9 protein-coding genes are annotated in these 15,064 nt (G+C 73.7%); 5 read left to right on the top strand and 4 right to left on the bottom strand.

Going from position 1 to position 15,064, the window contains the following annotated elements:
• Positions 1-88 precede the first annotated feature (88 nt).
• Entirely contained in the window at positions 89-2,581 is a 2,493-nt protein-coding gene (pcrA, locus tag ACZ7P3_RS19460) for a DNA helicase PcrA (protein ID WP_472083231.1), read from the top strand.
• A gap of 70 nt (positions 2,582-2,651) precedes the next feature.
• Here pcrA and ACZ7P3_RS19455 read toward each other — a convergent pair whose 3' ends face one another.
• Positions 2,652-4,175 carry a M23 family metallopeptidase gene (locus ACZ7P3_RS19455; RefSeq protein WP_472083229.1) on the bottom strand — a complete coding sequence of 508 codons (1,524 nt, stop codon included), beginning with the start codon at positions 4,173-4,175 and terminating at the stop codon, positions 2,652-2,654.
• Positions 4,176-4,431: 256 nt separating this feature from the next.
• Positions 4,432-5,283, bottom strand: a complete 852-nt coding sequence (locus ACZ7P3_RS19450; RefSeq protein ID WP_472083227.1) for an esterase/lipase family protein — start codon at positions 5,281-5,283, stop codon at positions 4,432-4,434.
• Between the two features lie 225 nt (positions 5,284-5,508).
• Between ACZ7P3_RS19450 and ACZ7P3_RS19445 the strand changes: the two genes are divergently transcribed.
• Positions 5,509-5,931 carry a cobalamin B12-binding domain-containing protein gene (locus ACZ7P3_RS19445; protein ID WP_472083225.1) on the top strand — a complete coding sequence of 141 codons (423 nt, stop codon included), beginning with the start codon at positions 5,509-5,511 and terminating at the stop codon, positions 5,929-5,931.
• Between the two features lie 514 nt (positions 5,932-6,445).
• On the opposite strand, the gene ACZ7P3_RS19440 is transcribed toward ACZ7P3_RS19445, so the two are convergent.
• Positions 6,446-8,242 (bottom strand): DUF5691 domain-containing protein, encoded by a 1,797-nt coding sequence (locus ACZ7P3_RS19440; protein WP_472083223.1) that lies wholly within the window; start codon positions 8,240-8,242, stop codon positions 6,446-6,448.
• Between the two features lie 40 nt (positions 8,243-8,282).
• Positions 8,283-9,644, bottom strand: coding sequence for an SWIM zinc finger family protein (locus tag ACZ7P3_RS19435; RefSeq protein ID WP_472083221.1), 1,362 nt, complete (start codon positions 9,642-9,644; stop codon positions 8,283-8,285).
• Positions 9,645-9,776: 132 nt separating this feature from the next.
• Here ACZ7P3_RS19435 and ACZ7P3_RS19430 point away from each other — a divergent pair, with 132 nt between their 5' ends.
• Genes ACZ7P3_RS19430 through ACZ7P3_RS19420 form a run of 3 tightly spaced genes read left to right on the top strand, consistent with a single transcriptional unit; the run spans position 9,777 to position 14,619 of the window.
• Entirely contained in the window at positions 9,777-10,907 is a 1,131-nt protein-coding gene (locus ACZ7P3_RS19430; protein WP_472083219.1) for an ATP-binding protein, read from the top strand.
• Positions 10,904-13,432 carry a DUF5682 family protein gene (locus ACZ7P3_RS19425; RefSeq protein WP_472083217.1) on the top strand — a complete coding sequence of 843 codons (2,529 nt, stop codon included), beginning with the start codon at positions 10,904-10,906 and terminating at the stop codon, positions 13,430-13,432. Before ACZ7P3_RS19430 ends, ACZ7P3_RS19425 begins: the two co-directional genes overlap by 4 nt.
• Positions 13,429-14,619, top strand: coding sequence for a VWA domain-containing protein (locus ACZ7P3_RS19420; protein WP_472083215.1), 1,191 nt, complete (start codon positions 13,429-13,431; stop codon positions 14,617-14,619). Before ACZ7P3_RS19425 ends, ACZ7P3_RS19420 begins: the two co-directional genes overlap by 4 nt.
• The last annotated feature ends 445 nt before the right edge of the window (positions 14,620-15,064 follow it).

The raw sequence follows: 15,064 nt of genomic DNA, 5'->3' as shown, positions 1-15,064 counted from the left end.
GTAGTCGTGTCCGATAGCGGACTGTGCGGGGGCCGAGTTTCCGGGGTGGCGACCGGTTGTCGGTGCGGCGCCCTAAACTCGGAGAGCGATGAGCAGCCTCTTTGACGACAGCTTCCTGGCGGACCTCCAGGCCCCTCGCGGGCGCGAGGAGGAGCCCCCGCCACCGCCCGAGGACGATCACGCTCCGGAGCCGCTTCCGGACGATCTGTTCGGCGGGAAGTTCGACGCACCGCCGGAGCGCGACGCCCACTACCGCGACGGCGCCCCGCGCCCGGCGCTCGACGCGGCAGCGCTCCTGCAGGGGCTGAACGAGAACCAGCGCGCCGCGGTCGTGCACGCCGGCTCCCCACTGCTCATCGTCGCCGGCGCCGGCTCCGGCAAGACCCGCGTGCTCACCCACCGCATCGCGCATCTGCTCGCCGAGCGCCAGGTGCACCCGGGCCAGATCCTCGCGATCACCTTCACCAACAAGGCCGCGGGCGAGATGAAGGAGCGCGTCGAGCAGCTCGTCGGCCCGCGCGCGAACGCGATGTGGGTCATGACGTTCCACAGCGCCTGCGTACGGATCCTGCGGCGCGAGTCGAAGAAGCTCGGCTTCACGTCGAGCTTCTCCATCTACGACGCCGCCGACAGCAAGCGGCTGATGGCCCTGGTCTGCCGCGACCTGGACCTCGACCCCAAGCGTTTCCCGCCCAAGTCCTTCAGCGCCAAGATCAGCAACCTCAAGAACGAGCTGATCGACGAGGAGGACTTCGCCGCCCGCGCGGGCGACGGCTTCGAGAAGACCCTCGCCCAGGCCTACGCGCTCTACCAGTCGCGGCTGCGCGAGGCCAACGCGCTCGACTTCGACGACCTGATCATGACGACGGTCAATCTGCTGCGCGCCTTCCCGGACGTCGCCGAGCACTACCGCCGCCGCTTCCGGCACGTCCTGGTCGACGAGTACCAGGACACCAACCACGCCCAGTACGCCCTGGTGCGCGAGCTGGTCGGCACCGGCGAGCGGGCCGCCGGGGACATCGACGTACCGCCCGGCGAAGGCGACCTGCCGCCCGCCGAGCTGTGCGTCGTGGGTGACGCGGACCAGTCGATCTACGCCTTCCGGGGTGCGACCATCCGCAACATCCTCCAGTTCGAGGAGGACTACCCGAACGCCACGACGATCCTGCTGGAGCAGAACTACCGCTCCACGCAGACCATCCTGTCCGCCGCCAACGCGGTCATCGAGCGCAACGAGTCCCGCCGCCCGAAGAACCTGTGGACCAACGCCGGCCAGGGTGCGGGGATCACCGGCTACGTCGCCGACACCGAGCACGACGAGGCCCAGTTCGTCGCCGACGAGATAGACCGCCTCACGGACGCGGGCGAGGCGAAGGCCGGGGACGTCGCCGTCTTCTACCGCACCAACGCCCAGTCCCGTGTCTTCGAAGAGGTCTTCATCCGCGTCGGCCTGCCCTACAAGGTCGTCGGCGGCGTGCGCTTCTACGAGCGCAAGGAGGTCCGGGACGTCCTGGCCTACCTGCGCGTCCTTGCCAACCCCGAGGACTCGGTGCCGCTGCGCCGCATCCTCAACGTCCCCAAGCGGGGCATCGGCGAGCGCGCGGAAGCGATGATCGACGCCCTGTCCCAGCGGGAGAAGATCAGCTTCCCGCAGGCCCTCAGGCGCGTGGACGAGGCCTACGGCATGGCCGCGCGCTCCACCAACGCGGTCAAGCGGTTCAACGTACTGATGGAGGACCTGCGCACGATCGTGGAGTCCGGGGCCGGACCGGCGACCGTCCTGGAAGCGATCCTCGAACGCACGGGCTACCTGGCCGAGTTGCAGGCCTCCACCGACCCGCAGGACGAGACCCGCATCGAGAACCTCCAGGAACTCGCGGCCGTGGCACTGGAGTTCGAGCAGGAGCGCGGCGAGGGCGAGCAGGGCACCCTGGCCGACTTCCTGGAGCGGGTGGCGCTGGTCGCCGACTCCGACCAGATCCCCGACGAGGACGACGAAGGCTCCGGCGTCATCACCCTGATGACCCTGCACACCGCCAAGGGCCTGGAGTTCCCGGTCGTCTTCCTGACCGGCATGGAGGACGGCGTCTTCCCCCACATGCGCGCCCTCGGCCAGACCAAGGAGCTGGAGGAGGAACGGCGTCTGGCGTACGTCGGCATCACGCGCGCGCGGGAGCGGCTGTACCTCACGCGGTCGGCGATGCGCAGCGCCTGGGGCCAGCCGTCGTACAACCCGCCCTCCCGCTTCCTGGAGGAGATCCCGGCGGCCCATGTGCAGTGGAAGCGGACGGGAGCGGCCGCACCGGTCTCCTCCGGACCGGCGTCCGGGATCGCGTCCTCGCTCTCCTCGTCCCGCTCGCGCTCGTCGGCGTCGGGTGCGTCGGGCTTCGCCACCCGGCGGGCCTCCGAGAAGCCGGTGGTGTCCCTGGCGGTCGGCGACCGGGTCACCCACGACCAGTTCGGGCTCGGGACGGTCGTCGCGGTGTCGGGCGCGGACGACAAGGCCCAGGCGACGATCGACTTCGGGGACGGCAAGTCGAAGCGGCTGCTGCTGCGGTACGCGCCGGTCGAGAAGCTGTAGCCGGACCGCCCCGGGAAGCCGTGGACGAACTGAGCCCCGCCGGACCGGCGGGGCTCACTTCATACGGGGCTCAGGTCGGGTCCAGGCCGTGGCTGCGCAGCCACGGCAGCGGGTCTATGGCCGCACCGCCCGCGGGCCGTACCTCGAAGTGCAGGTGCGGGCCGGTGGAGTTGCCCGAGTTGCCGGAGTAGGCGACCGGCTGGCCGGCCTTCACGGAGGTACCGGAGGCGACGCGGTAGCTGGAGAGGTGGCAGTACCAGGTCTCCGTGCCGTCCTTCGCCGTCACGATCAGCATGTTGCCGTAGGCGCTGTTCCACTTGGTGGAGACGACGCCGTCGGTGGCGGCCATCACCGTGGTGCCGTACGAGACCGGGAAGTCGATGCCCGTGTGCACGGACATCCAGTTCACACCGGCCTGGCCGAAGTAGGCGCTGAGGCCCTTCTGCGTGACCGGCAGCACGAACTTGGGCCGCAGCCGCTCCTTGAGCGCGGCCGCCGCGGCCGCCTTCTTCTTCTCCAGCGCCTGCTGCGTCTTGAGGTCGATGCGGTCCTGCGTACGGCTCGCCCGGTCGGCGAAGTTGTCGGCGCTCGCGGAGAGGGTCTTGAGCTGGCTGTCCAGCTCGCTGTTGGCGATGGACGGCTTCACCGCATGCGCGTCCGAGGCCGAGGCGGTGGTGTCCTTGCCGCCGTCGGTCAGGCTCCCCACGGAGGCGGCCGCGATCCCGGCGACCCCCATCACACAGGCCGAGGGCACGGCGACGGTCAGCAGCGCGGAGCGCTTGGGGGGCGTACGACGCCGGGAACGCGCCCCGCCGCGGGAGCCCGCACGGGACGCCGGGGCCGGGGCGATCTCTTCCTGGTCCTCGAGCAGGGACGGTACGGCAGGCATCTCGCCGGTGGCGCCCAACGCGCCGTCCCCGCCGGACGGTTCATCGAAGCCGCCGTACTCCCCGTACCCGCCGGGGGCGGCGTTCTCGTACGTCACCTGCGCGAAGGCGGCGGTCGCCTGCGCGTCGCCGACCTGCTCGAACGTCGCCGTGGCCTGCTGGTCGAACGGTTCGGCAAGCTGCTCGTGCGCCACGGCCGAGCCGTCGGAGTTCCACTGCGTGGCGTCGTAGGCGCCCGTGTCGAAGGTCTGGGTGCCCCACTCCCACTGCTGGGTGGGGGCGGCGCCGGCGGACTGGTCGGGCTGCAGCCAGGCGCCCGCGTCCCACTGGCCGGTGACGTCGTTGCCCGTGGCCTGTGCGGGGACCGTCCAGGCCGTGGTGTCGTACACGCCCGAGTCGTAGGCGGCGTGGTGCTGGGCCGCGTACGGGTCGTAGTTCAGGGTCTGGCCGGTACCGGCCTGCCACTGCGTGGTGTCGTAGGCGCCCGTGTGCTGCTGCTGCCCGGGGAGGCTGCCGAAGAGCGGATCCGTGCCGAAGCCGCCGGCACCGTCGGCGCCGGCCGCAAAACCGCCGGCGTCGTAGCTGCCGTACGTGGTGAGGTCGTCGTAGGGGGCTTCCTGTGCGCCGTACGGCGCGTAGTGCGCAGCGGAGGCGGCGGAAGCCGGAGCCGGGGGAGTCACGGTCCCCGACGGGTGACGGTCGTTCACCAACTTCTCTTTCGCCTCGACAACAGGGGCTGCCAGAGCAGTGCGGCGACTGTACCCGTCGGTACGCGGGCGGGACAATCTTCGGCTGGTTTCGCGTTGGACCGAAACGGGCATTCGGCCGTGATTCGGGGGACCACGGACGCGAGTTTGGCCTTGCGTTCGACGAATGTTCGATGTCCGGTGGCGGTGCGCCGCCTGTGCGCCGGCCGTGTCCCCGATGTGAGGGCGCCCTCGGGCGCCTGTCACGCCGTGCCTCTCAGGCCACCGTCAGACCGTCGGAGCGCCGGTCCTCGGGGCACGCGGTGTCCAGTGCCTCGCGTATCCCCGCCGCGACGGCGGGGTGCACCGGCAGGGCGAGATGGCCGATCCCGGAGACCCGGACGTTCTGCGCATCCAGGTCGGGATGATCGATGCAGGCCGTCTCCAGCGGATCCATCACGGCGTCGAGGTCGCTCCAGAAGCCGACGAACCGCGTACGGCAGCCGGGCGCGGGCCGGCTGAGCTCCTCGATCACCTCCGAGCCCGGCCGCATCTGCCGCACGATCGGATGCGCGCTGGCCAGCGGCACGGCGCGGGTGCCGGAGTGCGGGGTGCCGAGGGTGACGAGCGTGCGCACCCGCAGGTCGCCGCCGAGGCACTGCGCGTAGTAGCGCGCGATCAGCCCGCCCAGGCTGTGCCCCACGATGTCGACCTGCCCGCTTCCGGTGCGCTCGCAGATCTCCTCGATGTGCCGTCCCAGCAGCTCCGCCGCCGTGCGTATGTCACAGGTCAGCGGAGAGTAGTTGAGCGAGGTGACACGCTGCCTGCCGTGCTGCGCGAGGTTGCGGCGCAGCAGGACGAAGACCGAGCGGTTGTCGATGAACCCGTGCAGCAGGACCACCGGCGGGGCGGCCCGGCCGGGCAGCCGGGCGGCGCCCTCCTGCTCGGGGAGTACGGGAACCCTGCGCTCCTGGGTGAGGCCGGTCGGATACAGCACCAGGTGGCCGGCCAGGATCGCGGCTTCCAGCGCGGTCGCCTTGAGCAGGGCCATCGACAGGTCGGCCAGTCTGCCCGGCCACAGGCGCCGGTAGAACGGGAGGAAGAGCGGCAGTACCCCGGTGACCTTCATGGGCCGACCTCCTGTCGGCACACAGGGGGACGGCTCGATCCCCCGTGTGCCCTCATGTCCCACCGTGTGATTTCCCCCTCGCTCCGCACCGTAAAACCGCCGGTTGCGGGATGCTGGAGATAACGTTCGTTCACTTCCCGACGGGTGGCGGAACGCGCCGGTTGTGCGGTACTTGTCGGTACGGACGGAAGCGGTGGCTTCCGTGGTCGCTTGATGGAGGCAGTGATGGGTGTGGCAGCCGGTCCGATCCGTGTGGTGGTGGCCAAGCCGGGGCTCGACGGCCACGATCGCGGGGCCAAGGTCATCGCACGGGCGCTGCGCGACGCCGGCATGGAGGTCATCTACACCGGGCTTCACCAGACGCCGGAGCAGATCGTCGACACCGCCATCCAGGAGGACGCCGACGCGATCGGTCTGTCCATCCTCTCGGGCGCCCACAACACGCTCTTCGCCGCGGTCATCGACCTCCTCAAGGAGCGTGACGCCGAGGACATCCTCGTCTTCGGCGGCGGCATCATCCCCGAGGAGGACATCCCGCCGCTGAAGGAGAAGGGCGTCGCGGAGATCTTCACGCCGGGGGCGACGACCGGGTCGATCGTGGAATGGGTGCGGGCGAACGTCCAGCAGCCGGCCGCTTCCGGGGGCTGAGCCTGCAGTGACATGAGCGGGGGCCGCCGGACACCGAGGGCGGTCTCCCGGCTTCCCGTCCCGGCCTGCACGGTCCGTCCTCACCCGCCGGACGGGGGGGCTGGTGTCTTCGCCCGCTCGCCCCCTCGCGCAGGACTGCGGGAGCTTGCGCGGCCTGTTCTCGGCCGCCGGAGTGCTTGAGTCCGCATCTGCTCCACCTCATACGCCGGCCTGTGCGAGCCGGTGGCGGCATGACCTCGCACCCCGTAGTGCTTAGTCCTTGAGCTTGCGCCCGCTCCACCTCGCGCCCCGTAGTGCTTGAGCTTGCGTCCGCTCCACCTCGCGCCCCGTAGTGCTTGAGCTTGCGTCCGCTTCGCTTAGCGCGGTGGACCACGGGAGCTTGCGCCTGCTCCCCTTCGCGCGCTGGACCACTGGAGGTTGCGCCTGTTCCACCTCGCGCGCTGGATCGCTGGAGCTTGCGGCGGCTCGTTTCGTTCTCACGCGCCGGACCGCCGCCGCGTGCGCCTGTCCGTCCTCATGCCCCGGACGGACCGGCATCGCTCAACTCCGCAGCCATCGCCGCCCGCAACCGCAGCGTGCTCACCAGGCGCTGGAACGCCTCCGCCCAGTACCCGCCGGCCCCCGGCGACGCATCCTCCCGCTCGTCCGGTATCGCCAGCAGGCCGTCCAGGCGTGCGGTTTCCGCCGGGTCCAGGCAGCGCTCCGCCAGCCCCATCACCCCGCTGAAGCTCCAGGGGTAACTGCCCGCGTCCCGGGCGATGTTGAGGGCATCCACCACCGCCCGGCCGAGCGGTGCGGCCCAGGGCACCGCGCACACTCCGAGCAGCTGGAACGCCTCCGACAGGCCGTGCGTCGCGATGAAACCCGCCACCCACTCCGCCCGTTCCCCGGCTTCCAGCGCGGCCAGCAGCTTCGCGCGCTCCGCCAGGGAGACCGCCCCCGGCCCGCCCGCCTCCGGCGCCGACGGCGCCCCGAGCAGCGCTCTCGACCACTCGGCGTCCCGCTGCCGCACCGCCGCCCGGCACCAGGCCGCGTGCAGCTCGCCCTGCCAGCCGTCGGCCACCGGCAGCGCCACGATCTCTTCCGGGCTGCGGCCGCCGAACCTCGCCGGCCAGGCCCCGAGCGGCGCCGCTTCCACCAACTGGCCGAGCCACCAGGACCGTTCCCCCCGGCCCGTGGGAGGCTGGGCCGCCACGCCGTCCCGCTCCATGCCCGGATCGCACTCGTGCGGCGCCTCCACGACGATCGCCGGCGAGCTCTCCGTGCGGTCGACGGCCACACAAGCCGTGGCCCGAGCCGCCATGCGCCCGGCGAGCGCCGAGCCCGGCAGCGCGGACAGCAGCTCCGCAGCCGTCGCCCGGACGTTGCGGCTGCGATCGCCCAGCGCCCGCTCCAGGAACGGCTCGTCCTCGGGCGAGTGGCCCGTGCGCAGCGAGTCGAGGAACATCAGCCGGTCCTCGGCCCGCTCTCTCGCCCAGGTCCCCGCCAGCAGCTCCCGTGCGAAGGCGGGTGTGCGGGCCCGCAGCGCGGCCAGCAGGGCGACCCGCTCGGCGAACAGGCCCTCCTGCCACAGCCGCTGCACCGCCTCCTCGTCCTCGGCGTCCGGCAGCCCCGTGCCGCCGCCCGGGGCCGAGCGCAGGGCGAAACGCCAGTCCGGATTCAGCCGGGCCAGCCACAACGCCCGTGGCCCGGCGAACGCCAGCGCCGCCGGCCGCAGGTCCGTACGGCCACGGGCGGCGTCCAGCAGCGCCGGCACGGTCTGCGGGGGCGCCGCGTACCCATGGGCGTTGGCCGCCGCGAGCCACTGCGGGAGCAGCTCCATGAGGTCCGGTGCGCTGCCCCGCCGGCCGCCTCCGCCGCCGGAACGGTCGGCCAGCAGCATCGTGAGCCTGCGGGCCGCGGCGGTGGGCAGCGCCGGACGCGGATCCTCGGGGGCGCGCTCCGGCCGCCGCGCCGCCCGCGCGGGCCGCAGCCCCGCCCGTCGCCGTACGGTCGCCAGGGCGGCGGCATCCAGCAACGCCACCGGCGCCTCCCGGCCGAAGACGGCAGCCGTCGGCGGCCGGCGGTCGGTGCCGAGGAGGGCGGTGGTGACGAGGTCCTCCCAGGAGGACGGGAACGGGCCGCCGCCGGACTGCCCGGCGGCCGCCGGCACGGGTCCGTGGGCGGCGTTCCCGGCAGCCGGGGCAGCCGGGGTAGTCGGGGCAGGCCAGGCAGTCGGGGCGGCCGGGGCGGCCGGGGTCCGACTGGACGTCGTGGGCGCGGCGCTCGTCGCGGTCGTCCCGGCGGCCGGTGCGGTCGAGGTTCCGTTCATCACGTTCCCTTTCCTCGGGGTCCCTGAGTCGCCGGCCTGCTCAGCACAGCGTCACCGGCCCGCCCGGGCCCTGGGGCCATGCCGTCAGCGGGGTGAAGCCGCGGTGGCCGCACTCGCCGAAAACCGTGACGGGGGAGCCTCCGGAGAGGGCGACCAGGCGCCACAGCCCCGGGCGGAGGCGGGCGGCCGGGGTGAGCGGCAGCGCCGAGTCCTCCTCCGCGTCGGCCAGCTGCCACCCGCCCGGCTCCCCGTCCGGCGCCGGGACGACGCCCGCCAGCGTCACCGGCACCGAGTCCAGCCAGGGGTCCTCACGCAGCGCCTCGCCGTAGCGGACCGCGGCCTGGGCCGTGGTCAGGCCCCGCGGGCGGATCGCGGCGGGAACGGGCGGGGCGTACTGCTCGCCCAGGGCCGCCCGCACCTGGCCGGCGCCGGGGAACGCGGACAGTTCGGCCTCCAGCACCAGACCGGCCGGCAGTGACAGCTCCGGGGCCCGGCCGGCGGCGCCGTAGGAGAGGAGCAGCCGGGTGTGGCCCGACTCGGCGCCGTGGAGCCATATACGACGTGTCGTCAGCTTCGGGTCCACCGTGTCGTACTGGGCGAGGGCCAGCCAGCGGTCGCGTACGGGCGGACCGTCCGCCGGTGCGGGCAGGCCGAGCCGGGAGCGGACCGTGGCCGCGAGGGGTTCCGGCAGCAGGTCGCGACGCAGCCAGCCCTGGTCGAGGAGGTGCACCAGGGCGCACTCCTCCAGCAGGCGGGCCGGCCAGCCCGGCCCGGAGGCGGGAATCGCCCCCAATTCCCTCACCCGGGCGGCCAGTCCGGGCGCCTGTGCGTCGACCATGCGGGCCGCCGTCTCGTCCCACGGGCCGTACCCCGCCTGCTCCGCGGACGCCAGGCCGCCGCGCAGCAGGTCGGCCAGGCGCTGCTCCAGCTCCGTCGCCCCCGCCGTGACCCGTGCGGCCCGGCGCTCCGCCCGCTGTCGCGCCGCCTCCGGATCAGCGGACCCGGACGCGGAACTCCCGCCGCTCTCCGTCCGCTTGCTCTCCGCGCGTCCGCGGCGGCCCGCCAGCCACTGCCCGGCCCAGTCCGGCGGCTCGGCAGCCGCCGGCACCGCGCCCTCGTCGCCCGCCCACAGCAGGAGCAGTCCGAGCGCGTGCTTGCACGGGAACTTCCGGCTCGGACAACTGCACTTGTATCCGGGGGAGGCGGCGTCCGTGAGGTCCACCACCGTCTGGTACGGCCTGCTGCCGCTGCCCTTGCACAGCCCCCACACCGTCCCCTCTCTGCTCCCCGCCTCCGACCACGGCCCGGCCGTGCCCAGCCTGCTTCCCGCCTTGCGTGACGCGGCGTCAGGCGCCAGTGCCAGCACCTGCTCCGCGGTCCGGCGCACCCCCTGCTCAGTCATGCCACCGACGGTAGGCGCCACCACTGACAATCGGCTTGGCGGACGCGTTTGTGCAGGTCAGGGCAATTGTCAGTGGCGTGGTGCACGGTGGATGCCAGATCCGAACCGGCCGAGCTGGAGGGGGCCTCAGCCATGACTGTGTCCGTGGAACCGACGTCCGTCGAAGCGAACGGGAACCAGGGCTCGCAGGCGTTGCGACCGCACGCCGAGCACGCCTTCGCCGCCGAACTCGCCGCGCTGGCCGCCCAGGACGACCGCCCGCGCCCCGCCCGCTGGAGGCTGTCCCCGTGGGCGGTGGCGACGTACCTGCTCGGCGGCACCCTGCCGGACGGCACGGTGATCACCCCGAAGTACGTGGGCCCGCGCCGCATCGTCGAGGTCGCCGTCACCACCCTCGCCACCGACCGCGCCCTGCTCCTGCTCGGCGTGCCCGGCACGGCCAAGACCTGGGTGTCGGAGCATCTGGCGGCCGCCGTCAGCGGCGACTCGACGCTGCTGGTGCAGGGCACGGCCGGCACGCCGGAGGAGGCGATCCGCTACGGCTGGAACTACGCGCAGCTGCTCGCGCACGGTCCCAGCCGCGACGCCCTGGTGCCCAGCCCCGTCATGCGGGCCATGGCCGAAGGCATGACGGCCCGCGTGGAGGAGCTGACCCGCATCCCGGCCGACGTCCAGGACACGCTGATCACGATCCTGTCCGAGAAGACCCTGCCGATCCCGGAGCTGGGCCAGGAGGTGCAGGCGGTCCGCGGCTTCAGCCTCATCGCCACCGCCAACGACCGCGACCGCGGTGTCAACGAGCTCTCCAGCGCGCTGCGCCGCCGCTTCAACACCGTGGTGCTGCCGCTGCCGGAGAGCGCCGACGCCGAGGTCGACATCGTCACGCGCCGCGTCGAGCAGATCGGCCGCTCCCTCGACCTGCCGGCCGCGCCCGACGGCATCGAGGAGATCCGCCGGGTCGTGACCGTCTTCCGGGAGCTGCGCGACGGCATGACCGCCGACGGACGGACGAAGCTGAAGTCGCCGAGCGGCACGCTCTCCACCGCGGAGGCGATCTCCGTCGTCACGGGCGGCCTGGCCCTGGCGGCTCACTTCGGCGACGGCGTCCTGCGCCCGGGTGACGTCGCCGCCGGCATCCTCGGCTCCGTCGTCCGCGATCCGGCGGCCGACCGCGTGATCTGGCAGGAGTACCTGGAGACCGTCGTCCGTGAGCGTGACGGCTGGAAGGACTTCTACCGGGCCTGCCGGGAGGTGAGCGTATGAGCGACGAATCCGCCCGGGCGGACGGGAGGCATGAGGCGGACGAGCCGGTCGAGGCGGACGGCGCGGGCGACTCCACCTGGGGACGGCGGTACGCCTTCGAATCCGGACCGCTGCTGCTCGGTGTCCGGCACCACGGGCCCGGCTCGGCGCGCGCGGTGCGGGCGGCCCTGGAAGCCGCCCGGCCCGGCGTCGTCCTGGTCGAGGGGCCGCCCGAGGCCGACGCGCTGATCCCGCTGGCCGCCGACCCGGACCTGCGGCCGCCGGTCGCCCTGCTCGCCCATGCCGTCGACGAGCCCGGCCGCTCGGCGTTCTGGCCGCTGGCCGAGTTCAGCCCCGAGTGGGTGGCGCTCCGCTGGGCCCTGGAGCAGGGCGTCCCGGCCCGCTTCATCGACCTGCCGGCCACACACACCCTGGCCTGGGACACCGAGGCGGAAGCCGACGCCGAATCCGACGCCGGCACCCATGCCGAATCCGACGCCGGCACCGCCACCCACGCCGGCACCGCCACCCACGCCGGCACCGGCACCCATGCCGGCACCGAAGGCGACCCGGGCGCGGTGCGGGACCTGCGCGTCGACCCCCTCGCCGCGCTCGCCGAGGCCGCCGGGTACGACGATCCCGAGCGGTGGTGGGAGGACGCCGTCGAGCACCGCGGCCCGGGCCGCCGGGACCCCTTCGCCCCGTTCACCGCGCTGGAGGAGGCCATGACGGCGCTGCGGGAGCGGTACGGGGCCGGCGGGCGGCCCCGGGACCTGGTGCGGGAGGCGCACATGCGACTCCAGGTGCGGGCGGCCCGGCGGGAGTTCGGTGCTGCGGTGGCCGTGGTGTGCGGGGCGTGGCACGTGCCCGCGCTGCGGGAGAAGGCCGCCGTCACCGCCGACCGGGCCCTGCTGAGGGGGCTGCCCAAGGTCAAGGCCGACCTGACCTGGGTGCCGTGGACGCACCGGCGGCTGGCCCGGTCGAGCGGGTACGGCGCCGGGATCGACTCCCCGGGCTGGTACGGGCATCTGTTCCGGACCCCGGACCGGCCGGTCGAGCGGTGGCTGACCAAGGTGGCGGGGCTGCTGCGCGAGGAGGACCGGGTCGTCTCCTCCGCACACGTCATCGAGGCGGTACGGCTCGCCGAGACCCTCGCCGCCATGCGCGGCCGTCCGCTGCCGGGCCTGAGCGAGACCACGGACGCCGTGCGCGCGGTGATGTGCGACGGCTCGGACGTACCACTGGCCCTGGTCCACGACCGGCTGGTGGTCGGGGATGCGCTGGGGGAGGTTCCGGAGACGGCGCCGGCGGTGCCGTTGCAGCGGGACCTGGCCCGGGAGCAGCGCCGGCTGCGGCTCAAGCCGGAGGCGCTGGAGCGCGAGCGGGAACTGGACCTGCGCAAGGAGACCGACGCCGGCCGCAGCAGACTGCTGCACCGGCTGCGACTGCTCGGCGTCGGCTGGGGCGAGCCGGTCCGGTCGCGGGGGAGTACGGGCACCTTTCGGGAGACCTGGCGGCTGCGCTGGGAGCCGGAGCTGTCGGTGCGGGTCGCCGAGGCGGGGGTGTGGGGGACGACCGTACTCGCCGCGGCGACGGCCAGGGCGGAGGCGGACGCGGTGGCCGCGGTGGCCCTCGCCGATGTCACCGCGCTCGCCGAGCTCTGTCTGGCGGCCGGGCTGCCGGACGCGCTGCCCGTGGTGATGCGCGTGCTCGCCGACCGGGCGGCCCTGGACGCGGACGTCGGCCACCTCGCCCAGGCCCTGCCCGCCCTCGTCCGCACCCTGCGCTACGGCGATGTGCGCGGCACCGACACCGGCGCCCTGGCCGGCGTCGCGGCGGGCCTCGCCGAGCGGATCTTCGTGGGCCTTCCGCCGGCCTGTGCCGCCCTGGACGCGGACGCGGCGCAGGAGATGCGGGACCATGTGGAGGCCGTCCACACGGCGGTGGGGCTGCTGGCGGACACCCTCCCCGGGACCTCGGCCGCCGGACACGGAGACCTGCGCGGCCGCTGGCGCTCCGTGCTGCGGACCCTGGCCCTGCGGGGCACCGTGCCCGGCATCGTCCGGGGGTGGGCCGTCCGGCTGCTGCTGGACGACGGCGAGCTGGGGCCCCAAGAGGCGGCCCGGCTGATGGGGCTGGTGCTTTCGCCGGGCACGCCGCCCGCGGACGCCGCCGCCTGGATCGAGGGCTTCGCCGGGGGAGGGGGCGGCATGCTGCTGGTCCACGACGAGCGGCTGCTCGGCCTGGTGGACGCCTGGCTGACCGGGGTGCCGGCGGAGGCGTTCACGGACGTACTGCCGTTGCTGCGGCGCACGTTCTCGGCATACGAGCCGGGAGTGCGCAGAACCCTCGGCGAACTGGTGCGGCGCGGGCCGGGGGAGACGGCAGGCGCCACCGCCCGGGGCAGCCGCACACCCGGCTTCGCCGCGGAACCGGACACCGAGCGCGCCGACGCCGTACTCCCGGTGCTGCGGCTGCTGCTCGGCCTGGACGCCGAGCAGCAGGAGACGACCGACGCCGACAGCTACGCAGGGGTGGGCACATGACGACCGAGCCGATGGTGAACGGCATCCCGGCCGACGCCGGCGATCCGGCCCGGGAGCGGCTGCGGCGCTGGCGGCTGGTGCTCGGCGGCGACCAGTCCGACGGCACCGGATGCGCCCTGTCGGGCCGCGACGCGGCGATGGACGGCACGCTCGCCGCGCTGTACGGCAAGGGGGGCAGACCGCAGGCGGGACGGGAGCGGTCGGCGGGCCTGGGCGCCTCGGCGCCGTCCGTGGCCCGCTGGCTGGGGGACATCCGTACCTACTTCCCCTCCTCCGTCGTCCAGGTCATGCAACGCGACGCCATCGACCGGCTGGGGCTGGCGGCCCTGCTGCTGGAGCCGGAGATGCTGGAGGCGGTGGAGGCCGACGTCCACCTGGTCGGCACGCTGCTCTCGCTCAACAAGGCGATGCCGGAGACGACGAAGGAGACGGCACGGGCGGTCGTGCGCAGGGTGGTCGAGGACCTGGAGCGGCGGCTGGCCACGCGCACCCGGGCCACCCTCACCGGTGCCCTGGACCGCAGCGCGCGCATCAACCGGCCGCGCCACCACGACATCGACTGGAACCGCACCATCGCGGCCAACCTCAAGCACTACCTGCCCGAGTACCGCACCGTCGTGCCGGAGCGGCTCATCGGCTACGGGCGGGCCGCGCAGTCCGTGAAGAAGGAGGTCGTCCTCTGCATCGACCAGTCGGGCTCGATGGCGGCGTCCGTGGTCTACGCGTCGGTGTTCGGGGCGGTGCTCGCCTCCATGCGGTCGATCAGCACCCGGCTGGTCGTCTTCGACACGGCGGTGGTGGACCTCACCGACCAGCTGGACGACCCGGTCGACGTCCTCTTCGGGACCCAGCTCGGCGGCGGCACGGACATCAACCGGGCGCTCGCCTACTGCCAGGAGCACATCACCCGGCCCGCCGAGACGGTGGTCGTACTGATCAGTGACCTGTACGAGGGCGGCATACGCGAGGAGATGCTCAAGCGGGTGGTGGCGATGAAGGCGTCCGGGGTGCAGTTCATGGCCCTGCTCGCGCTGTCGGACGAGGGGGCGCCCGCGTACGACCGGGAGCATGCGGCGGCGCTCGCGGCACTCGGCGCACCGGCCTTCGCCTGTACGCCCGATCTGTTCCCGGAGGTGATGGCCGCGGCGCTCGAGAAGCGGCCACTGCCGATACCGGACACCGTGTGACACCGGGCCGCACAGGGGACATGCGTATCCATCGGTAGCAGGGGGCTTGCACTGCCTCGGGCCGGCAGTGCAAAAATCAACGCCCCACCTGCCTCCCCTGTGCCGCCGGCTCCACCGACGCGCACCCCCTCACCCCCGACGGCCGGGCCCCCTCGGGTCTCCCGCCCTGCCGCCCCGCGCACGCCGGCGCGCCCGGACCTCTGGAACGGCACCGGGCCGTCCCGGTCAGCCCCGGCCGGTCGGCAGGCCCCATCCCCTCCGTCCCCTCCATCCCTGATCCCTCCGTCCTTCCCGTCCCTCCGTCCCCCTCGTCCCGACCCCCTGCACCGCCCCGTGGGTGATGTGCGCACCGCCCCGTGGGTGATGTGCCCGAAGGCGTCGTCCGGCCCGTGCGCTCCGGCCATGTTCAGGGGCCGGCGTACCCGGACGGCGTACAGGACGTGCA

The sequence above is a fragment of the Streptomyces sp. NPDC107581 genome (assembly GCF_055657175.1).
This window is presented reverse-complemented; position numbering and strand designations above follow the sequence as displayed.